This window comes from Legionella lytica (assembly GCF_044626755.1).
Taxonomy (GTDB): Bacteria; Pseudomonadota; Gammaproteobacteria; order Legionellales; family Legionellaceae; genus Legionella; species Legionella lytica_A.
On record NZ_JBGORX010000001.1, the window covers coordinates 1,346,123 to 1,366,891 of the forward strand.

Here is a 20,769-nt window from a genome sequence, read left to right on the forward strand (position 1 = left end):
ATAAATGTAAGCCTGGCATCGATACATCATTCAGGAGAACCCTCACTGTGTTTAGAATGACCTAATAGACGTATAGGACTCGACTGATAGCCCATCACTTTCCGTGAAATACGATCAAAAGCAAGGTAAATCACCGGGGTAGTGTACAAAGTTACCAACTGACTGACAATCAAGCCGCCAATAATTGCAATCCCCAAAGGACGACGTAACTCCCCACCAATCCCATGACTAAGCGCTAAAGGAATTGCACCTAGCATGGAAGCCATGGTAGTCATTAGAATGGGGCGGAAACGTAGCAAAGCCGCTTCATAAATTGCCTCAAACGGGGTCTTCTTATAAATACGTTCTTGTTCCAAAGCAAAATCGATCATCATGATCGCGTTTTTTAACACCAGACCAATGAGCAAAATAATCGCAATCAAGGCAATAATACTTAATTCGTTATCGGTTAAATAAAGCGCCAATAATGCCCCCATTGAGGCAGAAGGTAAGGTGGACAAAATGGTTAAAGGATGAATGTAACTTTCATACAGCACACCAAGGATGATGTAAACTACAATAATCGCTGCAACCACCAACCATCCCTCGTTAGCCAATGAGTTTTGGAAGCTTTTAGCTGTGCCTTGGAAGCCTACATCGACATTCAGAGGGACATTCAACTTTGCTTGCATGTCATTAACCGCACGTACAGCATCACCTAAAGAAGCGCGTTCTGCGAGATTAAATGACAAAGTGGCTGAAGGAAATTGATCTTTATGTGCAATGACCAAAGGGCCTAGAGTTTGCGTGATACTGGCAATCGCTTTCAACGGAACAGAGCCACTGGTTGTTGTAATGGTGTTTGAGCCAAGACCAATAGGATTACTTACAGTGCGCGTATTCGGGATGGTAATAGGTGTAGATGCTGCTGCCGTTGCTGCAGCTGAGGCCTTACTCACTGATGAATTAATGTATATGTTTTCAAAAGCCACTGCAGCTTGGCGCAAAAAAGGTAAAACTTCCAAAATAACCCGGTACTGATTTCGCTGAGTAAACATAATCGATATTTGCCGCTGCCCAAATGAATCATATAAAGTGTCATCGATCATTTGCATCGTAATCCCTAAGCGGGATGCCGTATCACGATCTATATTGATGGAGGTAACCAACCCCTTATTTTGCTGATCACTATTCACATCCTTGAGGATGGGGATTTCGCGCATTTGATTTTCGAGTATTGTGGCCCATCTCACCACCTCAGCACTGTCCGGTCCACTTACACTGTATTGAAATTGAGTGCGGCTTGCGAGCGTATCAATCGTTAAATCCTGCACGGGTTGCATGTACAAAGTTGCCCCGGTCACATGATGTATTTTGTTTTGCAAACGATTAATAATCTGATTAACACTAGGACGTTCGTTTAAAGGTTTTAAATTAATAAGAATACGTCCACTATTTAAGGTCACGTTGGTGCCATCAATACCGATAAATGAGGTGAGACTTTCAACTGCAGGATCCTCGAGTACTACATCGGCTAAGGCCTGCTGGCGCTGAGCCATCGCCGGAAAAGAAATTGAATCAGCAGCTACAGAAATCCCTTGTATAATGCCGGTATCTTGAATAGGGAAAAAACCTTTAGGGATCAAATACAATAAAATAGCGGTAATAATTACGGTGACGAAAAAAATGAATAAAATAAAGGGTTGCGAAGAGAGAACCCAGCTCAGAGAACGTTTATAAACATCAATCAATCGATTTAGCTGATGCTCTAAATACAATTCAAATGGCTTAACCTCTGAGTCACTTTGAGCCTTTAAGATCCGCGAGCAAAGCATCGGAGTTAATGTTAAAGAAACAAAAGCAGAAATAGCAATAGTTATCGTTAAAGTTAAAGCAAATTCACGAAATAAACGCCCTACTACATCGCCCATAAATAACAGCGGAATTAATACCGCAATTAAGGAAATAGATAAGGAAACAATGGTAAACCCTATTTGTGCCGCTCCTTTATGTGATGCCTCAACTGGGTTCTCACCCAATTCAATATAACGCATGATGTTTTCAATCATCACAATAGCATCATCAACGACAAAACCTGCCGCAATGGTTAGTCCCATCAACGTCAAGTTATTTAAACTAAAACCCAGCAAGTACATCAAACCTAAAGTACCTACTAACGCTAAAGGAACCGAGATACTTGGAATAATGGTGGCGGGTAATTTACGCAAGAAAAGGAAAATAACCATGACCACCAAAGCCACAGATAACAATAATTCCAGTTGCACATTTTCTACCGAGGCACGAATACTTAAAGTGCGATCGGTAATAATTTCCACATTAATTCCTGCTGGAATAGCGGCGTTCATTTGCACTAATAAATTTTTAACTCGCTCAGCAACCTCAATAACATTAGCACCTGGCTGTCGTTGAATATTAAGGATGATGGCAGGCTCCTTATCCACCCAAGCGGCTTGCATGGTATTTTCTGCGCCATCAATAATATGAGCAACATCCGATAAACGTACTGGCGATTGATTTTGATAGGAAAGAATTAATGGCTTATAAACAGCAGCCGATAGCAGCTGGTCATTTGAGTTAATCGTATAAGCCAGACGTGGACCATCAAAATTTCCTTTAGCCGCATTCACGTTGGAAGCGGTAACCAAAGTGCGTACATCTTCCATCGTTAATCCATAAGCCGATAAAGCATTAGGGTTCGCCTGGATACGAACCGCTGGGCGATTTCCCCCGCCAATACTCACTAAACCAACTCCAGATAACTGGGACATTTTCGGCACTAAACGAGTTTCGGCATAGTCCTCTACCTGAGTTAAGGGTAATGTTTTTGACGTCAGTGCCAAGGTAATAATAGGCGTATCAGCTGGGTTAACTTTACTGTAGACCGGTGGATTAGGTAAGTCTTTGGGTAGGTAGCTGCTGGCCGCATTAATGGACTGTTGCACTTCTTGCTCAGCAACATCCAAACCGATATCAAGATTAAATTGTAAGGTAATAATCGATGAGCCGGTTGAGCTGTTTGAAGTCATTTGATCCAGACCAGGCATCTGCCCAAATTGCCTCTCAAGGGGAGCAGTCACTGTGGAGCTCATGACTTCAGGGCTTGCACCTGGATAAAAGGTGGAAACCTGGATGGTGGGGTAGTCTACTTCCGGTAACGCAGAAACTGGCAATAATTGATAGGCAAGAACCCCACTTAAGAAAATCGCGAACATCAATAATGAGGTAGCAATTGCTCTTGCTATAAATGGGCCAGAAATACTCATGAGACGCTATGTAGTTTAGTTTTTTGGGATGGATAATGTTCCTGTACGATAATTTTGGAACCATTCATTAACTTATCAGCCCCTTCAATAACAACATGCTGTCCCGGTACTACCCCCTGTGAAATTACTGTGTCATCGCCACTAGCAGGTCCCGTCACCACTGGGGTTATAGTTACGGTATGATTTGGGTTCACTAAATAAACAAAGTTTTGGGTGGTCGTGTGTTGTATGGCCGAGGTCGGAACCAGCGTCGCCTGAGTTAAGGTATTTACCAGGATTCGCACATTCACAAACTGATTGGGGAATAACTTACTTTCTTTATTATCAAATACAGCTCTTAGTTTTACTGTTCCGGTAGCCGGATCAATCTGGTTATTTAAAGCAATTAATTTTCCAGTTGCCAATAACTGATTCTGCTGACGATTGTATGCTTTCACCTCCAAACTCTCTCCCTTAAATGCTTGGGGTGCTACCTGCGGTATAAAATCTTCAGCAATGGGAAAAATAACGGTGGCAGGATCATGAGTGGTAATGACAACAATGCCACTCGTAGTTGAAGTTTGTACAAAGTTACCTGGGTCAATAAGCCGTAAACCTGCTCGTCCATCAATTGGTGCTGTGATATTACAATAAATCAAATTGATTTTAGTGCTTTGAATTAAACCTAAATCGGTTTCAACATTACCTTCATATTGTTTGACCAAGGCTTGTTGGGTTGCTAAAGTTTGTTGCGAAATAGAATCTTCTTTCCACAGCGTCTGGTAACGTTTCAGATCGATACGTGCATTTTCTAATAAGGCCGTGTCTCGTTTTAAATCCCCTTGGTATTGCGTTAATAAGGCCTCATAAGGACGCTGGTCGATTTGCGCAATTAATTGTCCTTTTTTAACCAAGTCCCCTTCTTTAAATAAAACCTTCATCAAAAGGCCATTAATTTGCGACTGAACAGTAACCGTATAAACTGGAGTGACAGTACCTAAGGCAGAAATATAAATTGGTACATCGCGCGTTGTTGCAACACCCGAAACGATGGGGATCGGCCTGACTGGATTAACATGCTGTCTATTAGCGAAAAAATACCACAACAGGACAACCAGCAACACAAGCGCTAGGATAAGCAATCCTAATGAGCTTTCTGAGGGGAAGTGTCTCTTCCAACTCGGGGGAATCACCCTTTTTTTCTTATTTTTTTCAGGTGACTTAACTCCTAGCATGAGTACGACGGTCCTTCGTTAAAATAAATGCTAGTCCATCATAACGTGCAATTCGTCCCCTCGTAAAGAGAATTTGTCCTAAAAAACAGCCACTTCCGGCCTGAGTTTTTGCCATTGTACTAATGGAGAGCATTCAGGATTTGCCATTTTATCAACTGGAAGATAAAACGTTTGTTCTAGCAAATGTTGCCCACTCAATGCAGCGTGCGATACATGGTCCGTAAAAACAATCCACGTACTTTGCGCAGGAAAATCTACACGGATTTTATTCACTTGCGCTTGATAAGCATCATCAAGTTTCATGGTATCGTGTAAATGCAACATGTAATGATCATAAGCAGAACGTAATGTTTTGGTTGTTTTCGTCCATTTCAGTAGATTCGCTTTTAACTTACTGTACGCATTGATTTGAGGCGCAAAACGTGCAAGAACTTGAGGAAATGGCTCCCCGAGATTCCAAACACGCGGCTCGTCATGAGGATTTACATTACAAAAGACGCGTAAAATTCGTAATCCATGTACGGGGCTTGCTGAAAATGAATCCACATGCAAACGAGTGTCGTCTTTGCGTTTTGAGCTAACACGCCCGTTGATTTGCGCCGGCCTAAAACTGGTACGTCCCCAACGTAAATGAGGAATGTATGAGGGTAAGGCTGCCTGGATTAATTGATAGGAAAAATCAGCATATCCTTGCATCATTTGCGTCAGTTGTTCATCAAGACCGTTTATCTCTTTTTTATAGGCATTTAAACTTTTTTTCTGGGAATCGTAGCTGATATTTTTTCGAGTACCATCGAGTATGTTTTCGGACATCAAATTTGGATGAATGTCAGAAAAGACATGCTTAGGGAAAAATAATACTTTTCCGCCCTCCAACTGGTCAACACTTTCTTGTTGATTGATTTGTTCTAAGTCCTGTGTCAGTAAATAAGAATTCATTTTCGATGACCTCTGATTGTATGATTGGATGTAGGTTGTGTACTCTGAGATTGAAGCCTGATTTATGTACCGCCCCCGGATTACGCTGGGCTAATACAGCTACGATTGGCTTAAATGGAAATTTAACCTGCATTTTTTGCGAAATTGTGCACTGATTATTTTTTTTCTGCCAGTTTTTTCTGATAAAATCGGCTAATAAAAGAATAAGTCTAAAAATTTACGTCCATATCGCATATAATCTTTAGGTTCATTTATTTGCTTGGGGAGCACTTATGACACATTGCCCTTGTGGAACCCAAAAAACCTACGAGCAGTGTTGCGGCTTATATCTAGAAAAAAAACAGCTGGCACCAACACCTGAGCAATTGATGCGCTCAAGATATACCGCTTATAGCCTAGCCAACATTGACTACATTAAAAACACCATGAAAGGTCAAATGTTAATAGGTTTCAACCCCATCGAAGCCGAACAGTGGGCAAAAAGTGTTACCTGGCTGGGATTAGAAGTTCTAAGTGCTAAACCCACTGACTCAGATACCGGCTTTGTTGAGTTTTGTGCGCGCTTCATGGACCATGGACAAGCAAAAGTAATTCATGAGTTAAGTGAATTCCATAGAGAGGATGGTTCCTGGTTTTATGTCAATGGAGTTAATAAAGAAAAGCCCGCCAAGAGCAAGAAACAACCACTAAGTAGAAATGGCCCCTGCCCTTGTGGTAGCGGTAAAAAATATAAAAATTGTCACGCTAAATAAATCCCAGGTTTAATACTATGAATGGAACTTTTTTACTAAATGTCTTTATCTTTCTTGCTGCCGCCAGCATCATGGTGCCTATTGCCAGCCGCTTTAAATTAGGCTCGGTATTAGGTTATCTTATTGTCGGTATACTGATTGGCCCTTTCGGTTTAAAACTCATTGGTAATTCGCAACAAATCATGCATTTTGCCGAGTTTGGCGTCATTATGATGCTGTTCTTAATTGGCCTTGAACTAGAACCCTCCATGTTATGGAAATTAAGAAAGCTCATTGTCGGCTTGGGCAGCCTACAAGTGATAATTACCACGGGTGCTTTATTTGCAATTGGCCTTATGCTGGGTTATAACTGGCGCCCAACTCTTGCAGTCAGTATGGCTCTTTCGCTTTCTTCTACCGCCTTAGTTTTACAAATGTTACAAGAAAAAAATCTGCTTAAAACAGCAGAGGGCGAAGCATCTTTCGCCATTCTTTTATTTCAGGACATTGCGGTAATTCCTATTTTAATTATTATCCCTTTGCTGCAATTGAGTGGACATATCCAACTTAACGATCAGGAAGTCACCTTTCTGACTCATCTGCCTAAATGGCTGCACGCCCTCCTGGTTGCAGGAGTTATTGGTTCCATTATTTTGGTGGGGCATTATTTATCCAGGTATTTATTTTTTATTATTGCGAAAACAAACTTGCGTGAGGTATTTACCGCTTTTTCCCTAGCCTTGGTTGTTGGCATCACCTTACTTATGGAATCAATAGGCGTATCCCCTGCTTTAGGTGCGTTTATTTCCGGGGTAGTTTTAGCCAACTCTCAATATAAGCATGCCATTGAAGCCGACATCCAACCGTTTAAAGGCTTATTACTTGGGCTGTTTTTTATCTCCGTGGGAATGGGCATGGATTTTTCGCTCTTTTCGGAACATGCCTGGCTTATTCTTGGTGCGGTATTAGCCTTGGTTCTGGTGAAAGCCACCACCCTCAATCTTTTAGGACGGTACTTTGATTTAACTAATTTTCAAAGCTTTGGCTTAGCCTTTGCTCTATCCCAAGGCAGTGAATTTGCTTTTGTACTCTTCCAATACTCAGGATCAACTCGCGTTATTAATGCTAACATTATCGATTTTTTCACCTTAGTCGTCGCGCTCTCCATGCTCGCTACGCCTTTTTTAATGCTGCTGTATAATCGAGTTATTTTGCCCCGTTACATGAGTATACTACCCGAAAAAGAATACGATTCGATTAATGAAAGTAACGACATTATTCTTGCTGGTTATGGACGTTTTGGTCAGATTATCGGTCGTCTTCTCAATGGAGAGAAAGTAAAAATCACCGTATTGGAAAATAATGCGGAACAGGTAGAACTGTTAAGAAAATTTGGCTACATAGGTTATTTTGGCGATGCCACCCGACTTGATTTGCTAAAAAGTGCTGGCGCAGAGAACGCTAAACTCTTGATTGTCACTGTGGGGAATGTCGATGCCAATCTTCGAATTATACAATTAGCTAAAGAGCACTTTCCACATCTCAAAATCTACGCCAGGGCACGTAACCGTCAACATGCCTATGAATTACATAAGTTAAACGTTGATTATTTCATCAGGGAAGTTTTTGAATCATCGCTCACCATGACTAAAGAGGTCATGAAGTTTTTAGGGTATAAGCATGAGGATATTGAGCGCAAAACGAAAGCATTCAAAAAGCATGATGATGCAACCTTAATTCAGTCATTTGAGTTTTTTGAACAGGAAAGGGATTTGATTAACTTTGCCCGGCAAGCACGCGGAGAATTAGAACGGATTCTGCATTCCAATTAGAACAACCTAACCTTAATGCAGAACGACTGCATTAAGGCCAAATGGAGCACCCATGATCAATTTTCAGGATATTTCTTTAAAAACCTTTCTTAGCGAATATTGGCAAAAAAAACCTTTAGTTATTCGTAATGCTTTGCCTAATTTTGTTAATCCCTTATCTCCGGATGAATTAGCAGGACTTGCCTTAGAGGACGATGTTGAAAGCCGCATGGTCTGGGAAACACCAGAACAGAATCCTGCCTGGCGTCTCAAGCGCGGCCCCTTTACCGAGCAAGATTTTAGCTCCATGCCCCAAACTCACTGGACTTTATTAGTTCAAGGGGTAGACCGATTAATCCCCGAGGTGTATACCCTGCTGGATCATTTTGACTTTCTTCCTCAGTGGCGCATCGACGACATCATGATTAGCTTTGCAGCACTCAATGGCAGCGTTGGACCGCATTATGATAACTATGATGTCTTTTTATATCAGGCTCAAGGACGTAGAGAGTGGTCCTTAACGACTAAAGAATGTAATCAAGACAATTATATTAAAGATCTTGAGCTACGTATCATGGAGCGTTTTGCTGTAGAAGAACAGATAATCCTTGAAGAAGGTGACATGCTTTATCTGCCCCCTCATGTGGGGCATTATGGTATTTCCCGCTCGGAAGCATGTATGACCTATTCTTTTGGATACCGTAGCTACCAAGGCCAAGAAGTATGGGACAGCATTGGTGACTTTGTATCTGAAAAAGGTGCATTCACCGATTTATACCAAGATCCCGATTGGTCAGATTTAAAAAACACTTCAGAAATTACCCAACCAGCCTGGCAGAGTGCCCAAAAACTCTTACAGAAATTAATCAGCGATGACAAGATCATGAAATCGTGGTTTGGCTGTTTTGCTACCCGCTTGGATCAGAATGCCGAGCAGCAGTTGCCTATGCCCTTGGAGGATGATGAACTAGGTGATTTGCCAAGCTTTATTGAGGAATTACAAGCAGGATTAACACTGGTACGGGATGCCTCTTGCCGTTTTGCCTATGTGGAAGAAGATTCGGGACGGATCAATCAGTTTTATATTAATGGTTGTGAGTGGGATATTGCAGGAGTAACCTCCGAATTACTACGAGAACTTGCCAATCATCGCATGATTAATACTAGTCCTTATTTAGCCTCCAAAGCCAATCAATTGTTCCTTTTTGATTTATGGAAATTGCAGTGGCTACAAATCGCAGAGCATTGAATTTTAATTGGTTAAATGAGTAATCCTAGAGTATAGTTAAGGTATAAGATGTCATAACAAGGATAGGTCATGAAAAAAATAATATTGGTTTTAGCTATGGTGATTGCTTCCGTTGCTTTAAGTAACTGTTGCGGCAATCCATGTAATGGAACATGCGCACCTAGTGATTGTTCTGGTACTAATAGTTATACAGGTAACTGGTATTAAGATACCCCATGGCTGTAAAACTTTTGATATGTCCCAGAGCCTATCAAATCAGTGTAATCTGGTTGCGAGCACCCAGGTTACACTGAACAAATAGCTAAGCTTACTCTTCAATAACTTCTCTTCGTCCCCAATTGAATCGTCCAAGTTCAAGACTGATTTTATGGCTAAACAACGTAATCAAGGCCCCAGCCAAAATAAGAATAACGCCTAAAGCACTCATAAGGTGCAATTTTTCACCCAGCAGTATCACCCCAAAAATCACCACAAATACGGGTTCTAAAACGGACAAAATAGAAGCTTTCTCGGAGCTGATATAACGTAAGCTGTACAGCATTAATAAAATTGGAATCACCGTTGCAATAATGGCAATACCTAATAAGTGAAGCCAGACAGTCGTTGAGGAGGGTAAAGCAAGTGTATGATTAAAAAGAGAAGCAAGGAACGCAGTAACCATACAGCCCAGACAGACCATCAGGGTAGACATATTCGGAGACAAAGTATTTCGTTTACTGGAAATAATGTAACAAGCGTAAAAAAACGCAGAGACAACCCCAAGCAAAATACCGGACAAATTAAATGATAAGGCATTCAAGTCAACTAAAAGACTCATACCAATCAAAATAATTAGAATGGCCAGATAGTAAATCTTAGGAATTCCTCGCTTATAGACTAAAAAATTAATGAGCATAATTAATACCGGATAGGTAAAAAAGATTACCATCGCTACCCCAGAACTCACGTATTGGCAGGCTAAAAAGTAAAGTAATGTTGAAAAACCATAGTAAATAGCGCCGGTTAAAAACGCGTTTACCATGTTTTTAGCAGTATCGGTGCTTTTTTTAAGTTGTGGAAAAAGTACAATAACAATAGCAATGCTGGAAATAAAAAATCGCCAAAACAACATGGTACTTGATGACATTGAGCCATTCATGGCACTTAATCCGAAATAACCAATAAATCCATATAAAAAACCGGATAAAACTGCGTACGTTGCGCCAAGCTGTTCTTTTGTCATCATGATGTAATCCAGTATAAGCAGAGTAATCCGGTTTTGAGCGCCGGGAAGCCTTCTAAGTTATGAGCCGCAACTAAGAGTACCTACTTAAGTTCAAATTAGCGTATAATGCCTATTGTAAACGAGAATACTTAAGGAAGCGCCATTGCTTACAAGAAAGCAGGCTGCATTATTTAATTTTTTTAATAATTTAGCATTTTTTGTTAGGATATCATATTGAAAACAAAAAATACATAGTGTATTATTTGCGCACTGAATCTTACAGGTTGAGACTATGCTGCGATTTTTCATCTTTATCTCTTGCTTCTTCATCATATCAACAACTGTTTCTGCCGAAAAAAATCCTTGTAAAGATCACCAATGTATCGCCGTAATTGATGCAGGTAGTACTGGCTCCAGACTGCATGTTTTCACCTATGATAAAGATAAAACAAATACCCCAACCAACATTACTGAAGTCTGGGCAAAAAAAATATCCCCAGGGCTTGCAACGATTGAAACCAATCAAAACACCATTGATTCCTACATGACCATTCTTTTCGCTGGTGCTCCTACGCAGCAAATGCCCGTCTATTTTTATGCCACTGCCGGGATGCGTCTAGTCCCTCAAGCAAAACAGAGAGTTTATTATCAAAACATAAGGAACTGGTTTAATCAAAATGGCAATTGGCAATTAATGGGTGCCAAAACAATTACCGGAGATGACGAAGCACTCTATGATTGGTTATCCGTGAATTATCACCTCAAAACCTTACAATCTGCCTCTACTGAATCTGTCGGAGTATTGGATATTGGCGGTGCATCGACTCAAATTGCCTTCCCTGTCCCTAGTGAAGCAACCCAGCAAAAAGGAACGTTTATTGAGTTAAATCTGTATGGGCAACATATTACCTTATTCGTGCATAGTTTTCTTGGTTTAGGTCAAAATGAAATGGCTCACCAATTACTGGATTCTTCATCCTGTTTTTCTGATAGCTACCCTCTTCCGAGTGGCGGCTTAGGTGCGGGGAACGCGCCTGAGTGTGCACAAGAAATTGAATCACTGATCAATGGGGTACACAAGGCGAACCAAATCATTCAACCACTTTTGAATAATCAGCCTACTCGCTCTTGGTATGCTATTGGGGGAATTGCGAATCTTGCTGAAAGTAAACCCTTCCAGTTTCCTGGTGGGCAATTAACCACTCAAGACTTCCTTCAGCAAGCTAATGATTTAGCGTGCCATCAACCGTGGGATAGCTTGAGCTCTACTTATCCGGATAATGATTATCTTGATTCTTACTGCTTATTACCTGCATTTTATTATGCCTTAATGGTCCATGGTTATGGATTTTCACCAACACAAACGGTGAATTATGTACCTTCCGCACAGAATATAGATTGGACTATTGGTGTTGTGCTGCATCATTAATGTATTAAAAATACCCAGAATAGAGTAAAGCGGTAACCTAGAGCACAGAAACCTGGCTTATTTTGTTTGCAAGGAAAACTCAACACTGCGCTCTATTACAACTCTTCCAGGGAAAAATCATTCGCGCATAAGGCTGCGTTTTGACTATAAAAGGCGCTGATTCCATCGCGAAATCGTTTGGCACGCTCGGAGAGGCCATGCGTGCAATAATGTTTTACTTGTTCATACACTGCTTGTTTAAATGCTTCAGTATCTGTGGGTTCCCCATCTAAATTATCAATACTTACACGGAACTTATGCCCTGCAGCTTTCGAAAGTATCCATTCGATGGCTTGCGGTTTTACCTCCACGTGTTGGAATAAAGCTTGTTGTTCCGCTGTGCGTCCATCAGGAGCATACCAATAACCAAAGTCAATCAACTTTCTTCGCTCTTCCCCGGCAATGAGCCAATGTGAGCATTCATGTAGTGCGCTGCTAAAAAAACCGTGGGCAAAGAAAATAGCGTGGTAATCGCGTTGTTCATCAGCTGGTAAATAAATAGGCTCATTACCACCTTTCACCAATCTGGTGTTATAATCCGCGCCGAAACAAGCGTGAAAAATGGTTATCAAATCCTCGTAGTGATGCACAAATACCTTTTCAATGGCTAAAACAAAACAATAATGCTTAATTTATACTAATATGATTAAAGAGTCATCGTTTTTTTGTGAGGTTTTTTTTTGTAACTTCGCAATAAATTAAGCATATTGCACTGTAGTTTACTGCATAGTTACTTTAATTTCTGCTAAATAATGAGAAGAATATATGGTTTTTTACCAAGTAGGAAAATTTATTAATCGATTTCGTTGGCCCGTTATTATCCTCTGGATAGTGCTTATTTTAGGTTGCATCCCCTTCCTACCTAAGATTATGGATCCCTTTAAAACAACTGGTTTTGTCGACTTGTATTCTGACAGTACCCGTACGCAAACCTTCTTGAACAAAGAATTTGGTTACGATAATAATAATAAATTTATTATCATGTACCACAGTTCCAAACTGAAGGCCACTGATGAGGAATTCATCTCCAAGATTAAAAAATCATTGTCCGACCTGGATAACTACTCTATCAAGCATGAAATTCTCCTGCCTTATAAAAAACAACAAGTTTCTAAGGACAAGCATACGGCTTATGCAGTAGTAATCCTTAAAAGTAAAAAAACAATTAATGATGCGCAATTAAAAGAATTTAAGGCTGCTATCAAAAAACCAGCCAATATGACGATGCAGATTGGGGGAGAACCCGAATTTGTCGAACAGGTAACCCATCAAACGCAAATCGACCTTTATAAAGCAGATTTTATTGCCACCCCGGTTGCAATTATTACCTTGCTTTTTGTCTTTGGTTCGATTGTAGCCGCATTTCTGCCTATTATTTTAGGTGGGGGATGCGCCCTGATTATTTTAACCAGCCTTTATTTTCTTGGACATTACTACGCGCTCTCCGTATTTACCATCAACATCGCCCTCCTATTGGGTCTTTGCTTATGTTTGGATTATTCCTTATTTTTTATCAGTCGTTTTCGTGATGAATTAAAAAGTGGATTACCTAGTGGGGAAGCCTTGGCCGTAACTCAAGCCAGTGCAGGAAAAGCTATTGTCTTTAGTGGCTTAGCCGTATTTGTGAGTTTAAGCGCCCTCTTTTTATTCCCAATTAACATCTTGATTTCGGTTGCTGTAGGCGGCCTTATGGCGGTATTTTATGCCGTTCTTATATCAACCATTTTGTTACCTGCAATTCTTGCCGTACTAAAAACAAAGATTAATCTGTTGCCAATCCGCTTTTTCCGCAGAAAAAGCGAAGAATTCAGTTATTGGCGCTGGATAGCAGAGCGTGTTGTGAAGCGCCCTTACATCTTTTTCTTTACGATACTCACTTTATTACTCGTATTGGGATACCCATTCTTATCCGTAAAATTCGGTATTTCCGATTACCGTATATTTCCGGAAAACTCTGCGAAACGTAGTTTTTATGATACCTATGCGGAAAAATTTAATATTGAAGAGTTAAACCCTATCCAATTAGTGATAACTTCCCAGACTTCGATTTTGTCAAAAAATAACTTGTCTAAAATTTATAATCTGGTGGACAAATTAAAAGACAATTCCCGTATTAAAAAGGTTTCAGGTATCATCAGCAGTGATTCGGATTTGACTAAAAGTCAATACTACGCCCTATATCATGACAAACGTAGCCTCTCTGATTCGCATGTGAAACAGCTATTGACGAATACCACATTAAAGCATTTAACCGTGCTTAATATCGTGAGCAAATACCCGCTCAACGCTCCGGAAACCCAAAAACTAATTGCTGAGTTACGTGATTTAGATCCAGTTTCAGGTTTAACCATACGATTAACTGGAACGGCTGTAAGTAATATTGATGTATTAAACACCATTTATCGGGTTCTACCTCATGCAATTTTATGGATAATGATATTTTCCTATCTGATTCTCTTGGTTCTACTGAGATCGGTTTTCTTACCCTTAAAAGCTATTTTAATGAACCTACTCAGCCTATCTGCTTCTTATGGTGCTTTAGTGTTTGTATTCCAAGATGGATACCTCGCAAGTCTATTAAATTTTGAACCTCAGGGCATGCTCGACGTTAGCTTATTAGTCATTATTTTTTGTGCTCTATTCGGATTTTCAATGGACTATGAAGTTTTCCTGTTATCGCGAATTAAAGAAGCACATCAATTAACTGGGGATAATAACAAAAGTATTATTTTTGGAATTGAAAAAAGTAGCCGCATCATTACCAGTGCAGCTCTTATTGTCATCGTGATTTGCGGCTCATTTTTGGTCGCTGATGTACTGATGGTTAAAGCCTTTGGTTTAGGTATTGCTGTTGCTATTTTTATGGATGCTTTTTTAATAAGAAGCTTCTTGGTCCCTGCAACAATGGCGATGTTTAAATCATGGAATTGGTATTTGCCACAGTGGCTTAATCGTTTATTACCGAGACTATAACAATAACAATGTAGGTACAAAAACATGGGCATCCAAAATACAATACCGGGTTTATTTGAGGAACAAGCTCGCAATTTTCCAGAATATATTGCAGCCCTACATGGAAAGAAAACACTAACCTATGCTGAATTAAATAACAGGGCAAATCAGCTTGCGCGTTATTTACAGGAAAAAGGGGTAACGGCCGATACACCCATTGCACTGTGTCTGCCACGCTCATTTGATTTTCTTGTCGCCATTATTGCCATTTTAAAAGCGGGTGGCGCATACCTCCCTTTGGACGCACATCAACCTGAAGAACGTTTGTTGTTTTTGCTGCAAGACAGTAAGGCACCTATTTTAATTAGCAAATCACCCTTTAGCGATAAATTTATTCAATACCAAGGTGATTTGATTCTTCTCGATAAAGAAGACAAACAGCTCGGTCACTACCCTACTGACAATGTAGATGTCCTACTCTCCTCTCAACAATTAGCTTATATTATTTATACTTCAGGCTCCACTGGACTACCTAAAGGAGTATTAATCGAGCATGCGTCAGTAATTAACTATTGTCACTGGCTTGCGGAATATACCGGATGCCAACCTCAACAACGGGTGGATTTTTCTTCCAGTGCGATTTTTGATATGGCAATATCCGCCTCATTAGCGCCATTGCTGCTTGGGTTAACCGTTGTGATTTGCCAAGATGAGGTCAAAAAAAATATCAATCACTATCTTAAATACCTGGTACAGGCAGAAATCGACATCATCAAAACAACGCCTAGTTATTTTAAAACGCTACAAAATGAAACTCAAAATGACTATGTTGAGCTGCCCCATTTAAAATCAATTATCTTAGGTGGTGAAAATTTAACTGCCGCAGAATGCAAAGCCTGGCTTGCACTCTATCCCCATCAGGTTTTATTCAATGAGTATGGTCCGACAGAAACGACCGTTGCAATTTCCGTATACAAAGTGGGTGCGCACAGTTTCTCTGACTTTGAAGTCAATGTGCCTATTGGTACAACAGGTCCCAAAATAGACTGCATTATTGTCGATGAACATGGAGCCCCCGTTTCTGATGGAGAACACGGTGAGTTATTAATTAGTGGTCTGTGCCTGGCTCGGGGCTATCTTAATCAGCCCAAATTAACTCAACAAAAATTTATTACCTTATCGCTCAATAATCAGGAAATCAAACGTTTCTACAAAACTGGCGACGTATGTCGCCGACGCGATGATGGCGTTCTGGAATATTTTGGCCGTCAAGATGATCAAGTTAAAATCCGTGGTTTTCGTGTGGAGCCAGGAGAAATTGAAAGCTGTTTAAAAACACACTCCATGATTAAAAATGTTGCCGTAGTGGCGCAGAAAAATGAGCAGCATGAATTACGGCTCATTGCTTATTATATTATAAAAGATAACGAGCCTCATTTGTCACCCAGCACCAACCAAATACGGCAGTTCCTGCAAAATCATGTTCCAGAATATATGATTCCCGCAGCCTTCGTACGCGTTGACGCCTTGCCACTTACCGCAAATGGTAAGCTTGATAAAGCTGCTTTACCAATACCCCATATAGAGGCTAGTCAACATTATGTAGAACCGACAACACCGATGGAAAAGCAATTGGTAAAAATGTGGGCAGAGGAGTTGGGAGTTAAATTAATTGGCTTAAATGACAATTTCTTTGAGCTAGGAGGACACTCCTTATCAGCAGCACGGTTAGTATCAAAAATTAATCATCAACTTCATAAAAGTATTACATTGAAGGACTTTTATAAAGCCGCATCCATTGCAAAGTTAATCCCTACGATTAAAAATGCGAAACAATCGGAAATACATACTCATCATGAAGAGCACTATCATGGAGATAGGCAAATCCCACTAACCGAATTCCAGTTTGTGTTATGGATGGCGGACACTTTTGAGCCCCGAGCCAAAAAATTAAACATCGTTGCCAGAAAACAATTCGAAGGACAACTCAATCGAGAAGCCTTGGAATATGCCTTCCAAGCAGTTTTGAAGAAACATGAAGTGTTAACCTATCGCGTATTAAAACTTAGCCCCAAACAGCAAATACAAAAAAATGTGGCCCTACCGCTTATTATTGAAGACTTAAGCTCTTTATCAAAAAAAGAGGCCGAAGCAACCCTCCTCATGTCCATGGAACAATTGAGTAGTTCTCACCATTGGCCGCCGGATTATCCATCTCTTATCATTAAACTATTTCATCTAAAGGATGGTTTTAGTGAACTGCAAATTAGCATGCCGCATATCACCTCAGATGATGCATCAATTACCATTCTCTTTGCTGATTTATCTAAGTATTATCTGCTCTACCACACAAATCCACCATCAATAGATAGCATTGAAACCGATTTTACTTTTAAGAAATATGTTTATATTGACCAACATGTAATTACTAGCTCACTAGATGAAAACATTAACTTCTGGGAGCAGTATTTACACGATGCTTCATTCTTTTCATTCCCCAAACAATACGTTGTGGACAACATGAGTGCAGCAAACTATGGTTATTCAACTTATGAAAAGATCCCCATCCATACCTTGAGTAAATTAAAACTGTTCTGTAAAAAAAATCACATCAGCCTAAATAATGGACTGTGCGCCATATTGGCTCTTGCCTTGCGTAATTGCTGCAACAGTGCGCCCGACGATGCGCCATACACCGTGATGAATATTGTTAAATCAACGCGAGACAATCCTATTTATGACCATTCGCTGGGTGCTTTTCTACGTATTGAGCCCATTAAAATAGACTTGAATGAGCATGCTTCAGTAAGCACATTGGCCAAACAAATATGTTCAGCCACAATTGAGACAAGTAACCATCAGCATTGTTCCAACCTCATTAAGCTTGGAGCTACTCATACATTGAGATTCAAAGGTAAAAAAATCAGAGCGGCATTAATCAAATTATTAATGCCTGTTGCAGCCAAATTATTAAAGATTTCCCCGATTTACCATAAGATCTTACAACATTCTATTGCACGATTAATGTTCTTTAAACGCAATACTCATTTCATCATGAACGTTAATGTTCGAAATGACTTTATTGGAAATATTGAGCATCTGGAGGAGAACCCTGAGCTTTTTGGATTAAAAACTCACCCCATAAAAAACTATCAAGAAGATCTATTAGTCATTGATTATGTTTTTGAAGCATGCTTTTTTTATGATCATGAACAATATATGCATTATCTCGTAGTTTCAGCAAACCTAACCCCGGAATTCCGTAAACAAATTACTATAGAGGCGATTAAGATTATGGATGCCTTAGTAGTAGAAAACAAGGTAGGACAAACAATGCGAACGAGTTATCACATAGTATAAAAAGCCCGTGCTCTCGATTATGCTGTAATTAAAAAGTACAGCATAATCAAGGTCACAGATGAGGTATGTATCCTAAAATGTACTTTTTAAGCCTATCTCTTTTGCAGCTTTTCCATTTTTCTGGTACATTATTGCAATTCTTTTTTCCCCTAAAACTAAGGTCTCAAAAATGATACGAAAAATTTTTGCTGTGCTGATGTGTTTCTTAAGTATTTCTGCCTTTGCCTGCACCAATGCAGTTCCTACAGACAATCCCGGTTTTTGTCCTTCATTTAAAACGGCTGCAATCTGTTATTGTCAAGCATCAGGCTTACCTGCAGGAATGTGTCAAGATATGAGAATGCTGTATGCCCGATTAATCAGCGTATTTGGTACATTACAAAAAGCCTGTGAATATCAAAAATACACGTCAGTACAAGATTGTATGGATAACTGGAATTGCTATCGCTTAGGTGGAGCTGATTCTCGCGGAAGAATTTGTAGTTCTACTGGCAAATCCTGCTAACAATTGCTTTGAACTGAGTTGGGCCAATGGCCCAACTTTTCACTTGATTTAGATCTGATTTAGTAAAAGAGTACTGCATTGTGATTAATAAAAAATCCGTATTACCTCTGTTTTCGGTTTTGTTTTTTTCAGCTACTGGCTGCTACGCCAATATAAATAACCAAGTAAAACATCCTTTTTATGTAGGTGCTATTGCCGGTTATGGCTCCACCACTTGGCATGCATTGATCCCTACAAATAAAAACCAGAAAACAGCTCTGCTAATGTCCACTCCTGTAGATGTGCAAGAAGGTGGGGCAACCTGGGGAGCGTTGCTTGGGTATGAATTTACCCCTTATTTTGCTGTTGAAGCAAATTACATGCGTTATCCTAATTCAACAGTATATTTCACCTCTTATAGCTTATTCAGTTATGAGCACGATGGAAAATTGAGCTTGACTACTAAAACAGACAGCATCAGTGTCCTAGGTAAAATCATGCTGCAGATCCCTCGCACTGAGTTTAGAGTGTTTTCTAGTGCAGGAATCGCTGCCCTCTATCGTGAGGATTTAATTATTGATGACTGGCGCGCTTCCCCTACTTTTGGCGTTGGTGTCAATTATAATTTTACCGACCGTATAATGGGTGAAGTGGTCGCCAATTACACTGCGGGTTTCGGTGAATCTCAACTAAGCCCTGCTGATGCTTATTATCCATTCCTTTATTCCATTTCTGCACGTTTAGCTTATCGTTTTTAATACCGCCTCTGTAGGTTGACCATAGGCTCAATAATGCCACTGTAAACCGACTCCTACTATGCCTAGGTCATGCTGTTTGTCCGCGTGATCTGGGAGCTCTTTGCAGAGAGCAAGATCTCTGGATTCCGCAAACAAGTCACGGAACGTAGAAATAGAGGAATATCTTAATTTAGTAACCAATTTATTCGCATATCGCTCAGTTTTTGCCTATTATTAAACCAATGCTTGGGTGAATCCCTAAGTCAACAAGTATCTACTATAGGTCAAAAAATGATTAAGATGTTGTTCGCTTCCTTGGCATATATAGTGAAAGTAGTAAGAGTAACCCTTCTATTTTTCGTCCTGTTATTAATCGTGAGTTTTGGTTCCCACTTTATCGATAATCCTGATCAGTACACTACCTTAATGAAAGTAACGAATTGGGTACAACAGGTCAGCAAGCCACTTCTTTCACAAATAAAACTAATCATCCCTTATAAATTTCATGGCATTGATTTTAGCCTTTTGATATTCGCTGCGCTCTTACTGTTGTTAGCTAATTTCTGTGAGTCATTCAGAGAAAAATGCATGAATATCATCAGTAAGCAAAAAGAAAGGAAAGCCTATTATGAGTGGCGCAATCAAATGAGCCACGTGGTATCCAAAGAAAAAATGTCTGAAATGGACAGTAAATTTGCAGCACTAAGCACAACAAAGTCCAGTGATAGAAAGCAGCTTCTTAAAGAATTTGCCGAACTGAAAAGTAAACTCGACAATATGGGCCAACAATTAGCCTTTCTAGCCATTGATGTGGTTGACTCGACGGGGATGAAGCGACATGAAGACAAACATCTTGCCGCCTATGATTTTGATCGTTATAACGCATTTGTAGATTCATGCCTGAAAGAACACGGTGTAGTTAAATATGCCAAAACTCCAGATGGAATTATGAGTTGTTTTCGTACCGTAGACAACGCTGTCGGTGCTGCTGTTTGCCTGCTTGATCGCTTAAAAAGCTTTAATAAAAATGAAAAGAAAATAAAGCAAGACTTTTTAATTCGTTGCGGTATCAATGCCGGTTTTGTGTATGTCGATGACGATACTCCTCTGGAGCATGTAAGTGACCGAGTTATTGATATTGCCGGTCATATGCAGAAATATGCGAAACCTAATTGTATTAATATCGCGGCAACCGCCATAGAGCCCCTGAAAAATCGCATTGGCTTTAATGAAACCACCGATGTTATTGATGAGCAAAAAGTATATGAATGGAGAGAAAATAAAGCATCACCACCGTAATGTATCGCTTATCTGGTAACGAAATGAAACATATAATATTGTCTTTGTATCTCACTAA

General features: G+C 40.0%; 14 protein-coding genes. 9 read left to right on the plus strand and 5 right to left on the minus strand.

All coding sequences use genetic code 11. From position 1 onward, the window contains the following. Nucleotides 1-26: 26 nt before the first annotated feature. The 3 genes from ACD661_RS05635 to ACD661_RS05645 all read right to left on the minus strand — a co-directional run bounded on the left by ACD661_RS05635 (nucleotide 27) and on the right by ACD661_RS05645 (nucleotide 5,416). Nucleotides 27-3,263, minus strand: a complete 3,237-nt coding sequence (locus tag ACD661_RS05635) for an efflux RND transporter permease subunit (protein WP_400186853.1) — start codon at nucleotides 3,261-3,263, stop codon at nucleotides 27-29. After that, entirely contained in the window at nucleotides 3,260-4,477 is a 1,218-nt protein-coding gene (locus tag ACD661_RS05640) for an efflux RND transporter periplasmic adaptor subunit (protein WP_400186854.1), read from the minus strand. Before ACD661_RS05640 ends, ACD661_RS05635 begins: the two co-directional genes overlap by 4 nt. 78 nt (nucleotides 4,478-4,555) lie before the next feature. Further along, nucleotides 4,556-5,416 carry a Kdo hydroxylase KdoO gene (locus tag ACD661_RS05645; protein ID WP_400186855.1) on the minus strand — a complete coding sequence of 287 codons (861 nt, stop codon included), beginning with the start codon at nucleotides 5,414-5,416 and terminating at the stop codon, nucleotides 4,556-4,558. Nucleotides 5,417-5,688: 272 nt separating this feature from the next. Between ACD661_RS05645 and ACD661_RS05650 the strand changes: the two genes are divergently transcribed. The 3 genes from ACD661_RS05650 to ACD661_RS05660 are packed head-to-tail and all read left to right on the plus strand — an operon-like array spanning nucleotide 5,689 to nucleotide 9,207. Further along, entirely contained in the window at nucleotides 5,689-6,168 is a 480-nt protein-coding gene (locus ACD661_RS05650) for a YchJ family protein (RefSeq protein WP_400186856.1), read from the plus strand. A gap of 17 nt (nucleotides 6,169-6,185) precedes the next feature. After that, nucleotides 6,186-7,979: a monovalent cation:proton antiporter-2 (CPA2) family protein gene (locus ACD661_RS05655; protein ID WP_400186857.1), complete on the plus strand. Its 1,794-nt coding sequence runs from the start codon at nucleotides 6,186-6,188 to the stop codon at nucleotides 7,977-7,979. Between the two features lie 52 nt (nucleotides 7,980-8,031). After that, a complete protein-coding gene (locus tag ACD661_RS05660; protein WP_400186858.1) occupies nucleotides 8,032-9,207 on the plus strand; it encodes a JmjC domain-containing protein in 1,176 nt (391 codons plus the stop codon). Nucleotides 9,208-9,514: 307 nt separating this feature from the next. On the opposite strand, the gene ACD661_RS05665 is transcribed toward ACD661_RS05660, so the two are convergent. Then, nucleotides 9,515-10,432 carry a DMT family transporter gene (locus tag ACD661_RS05665; protein WP_400186859.1) on the minus strand — a complete coding sequence of 306 codons (918 nt, stop codon included), beginning with the start codon at nucleotides 10,430-10,432 and terminating at the stop codon, nucleotides 9,515-9,517. A 271-nt stretch (nucleotides 10,433-10,703) separates the two neighbouring features. Between ACD661_RS05665 and ACD661_RS05670 the strand changes: the two genes are divergently transcribed. Beyond that, nucleotides 10,704-11,840, plus strand: a complete 1,137-nt coding sequence (locus ACD661_RS05670) for a multidrug DMT transporter permease (protein ID WP_400186860.1) — start codon at nucleotides 10,704-10,706, stop codon at nucleotides 11,838-11,840. Between the two features lie 95 nt (nucleotides 11,841-11,935). On the opposite strand, the gene ACD661_RS05675 is transcribed toward ACD661_RS05670, so the two are convergent. Continuing rightward, nucleotides 11,936-12,469 (minus strand): elongation factor P hydroxylase, encoded by a 534-nt coding sequence (locus tag ACD661_RS05675; protein ID WP_400186861.1) that lies wholly within the window; start codon nucleotides 12,467-12,469, stop codon nucleotides 11,936-11,938. A 175-nt stretch (nucleotides 12,470-12,644) separates the two neighbouring features. Here ACD661_RS05675 and ACD661_RS05680 point away from each other — a divergent pair, with 175 nt between their 5' ends. The 5 genes from ACD661_RS05680 to ACD661_RS05700 all read left to right on the plus strand — a co-directional run bounded on the left by ACD661_RS05680 (nucleotide 12,645) and on the right by ACD661_RS05700 (nucleotide 20,711). After that, nucleotides 12,645-14,852 carry an MMPL family transporter gene (locus ACD661_RS05680; RefSeq protein WP_400186862.1) on the plus strand — a complete coding sequence of 736 codons (2,208 nt, stop codon included), beginning with the start codon at nucleotides 12,645-12,647 and terminating at the stop codon, nucleotides 14,850-14,852. Between the two features lie 24 nt (nucleotides 14,853-14,876). Continuing rightward, on the plus strand, nucleotides 14,877-18,191 hold the full coding sequence (locus tag ACD661_RS05685; protein ID WP_400186863.1) for a non-ribosomal peptide synthetase: 3,315 nt from the start codon (nucleotides 14,877-14,879) through the stop codon (nucleotides 18,189-18,191). A gap of 169 nt (nucleotides 18,192-18,360) precedes the next feature. Then, nucleotides 18,361-18,696, plus strand: coding sequence for a hypothetical protein (locus ACD661_RS05690; RefSeq protein ID WP_400186864.1), 336 nt, complete (start codon nucleotides 18,361-18,363; stop codon nucleotides 18,694-18,696). A gap of 80 nt (nucleotides 18,697-18,776) precedes the next feature. After that, nucleotides 18,777-19,433, plus strand: coding sequence for an outer membrane beta-barrel protein (locus ACD661_RS05695; protein ID WP_400186865.1), 657 nt, complete (start codon nucleotides 18,777-18,779; stop codon nucleotides 19,431-19,433). Between the two features lie 270 nt (nucleotides 19,434-19,703). Continuing rightward, nucleotides 19,704-20,711 (plus strand): adenylate/guanylate cyclase domain-containing protein, encoded by a 1,008-nt coding sequence (locus ACD661_RS05700; protein ID WP_400186866.1) that lies wholly within the window; start codon nucleotides 19,704-19,706, stop codon nucleotides 20,709-20,711. Nucleotides 20,712-20,769 lie beyond the last annotated feature (58 nt).

Excerpts from the sequence above, each read along its gene's own strand:
- ACD661_RS05640 (WP_400186854.1), bottom strand. The coding sequence starts at position 4,477 with ATGCTAGGAGTTAAGTCACCTGAAAAAAATAAGAAAAAAAGGGTGATT.
- ACD661_RS05680 (WP_400186862.1), top strand. The coding sequence starts at position 12,645 with ATGGTTTTTTACCAAGTAGGAAAATTTATTAATCGATTTCGTTGGCCC.
- ACD661_RS05635 (WP_400186853.1), bottom strand. The coding sequence starts at position 3,263 with ATGAGTATTTCTGGCCCATTTATAGCAAGAGCAATTGCTACCTCATTA.
- ACD661_RS05650 (WP_400186856.1), top strand. The coding sequence starts at position 5,689 with ATGACACATTGCCCTTGTGGAACCCAAAAAACCTACGAGCAGTGTTGC.
- ACD661_RS05685 (WP_400186863.1), top strand. The coding sequence starts at position 14,877 with ATGGGCATCCAAAATACAATACCGGGTTTATTTGAGGAACAAGCTCGC.
- ACD661_RS05670 (WP_400186860.1), top strand. The coding sequence starts at position 10,704 with ATGCTGCGATTTTTCATCTTTATCTCTTGCTTCTTCATCATATCAACA.
- ACD661_RS05655 (WP_400186857.1), top strand. The coding sequence starts at position 6,186 with ATGAATGGAACTTTTTTACTAAATGTCTTTATCTTTCTTGCTGCCGCC.
- ACD661_RS05665 (WP_400186859.1), bottom strand. The coding sequence starts at position 10,432 with ATGATGACAAAAGAACAGCTTGGCGCAACGTACGCAGTTTTATCCGGT.
- ACD661_RS05690 (WP_400186864.1), top strand. The coding sequence starts at position 18,361 with ATGATACGAAAAATTTTTGCTGTGCTGATGTGTTTCTTAAGTATTTCT.
- ACD661_RS05700 (WP_400186866.1), top strand. The coding sequence starts at position 19,704 with ATGATTAAGATGTTGTTCGCTTCCTTGGCATATATAGTGAAAGTAGTA.
- ACD661_RS05645 (WP_400186855.1), bottom strand. The coding sequence starts at position 5,416 with ATGAATTCTTATTTACTGACACAGGACTTAGAACAAATCAATCAACAA.
- ACD661_RS05660 (WP_400186858.1), top strand. The coding sequence starts at position 8,032 with ATGATCAATTTTCAGGATATTTCTTTAAAAACCTTTCTTAGCGAATAT.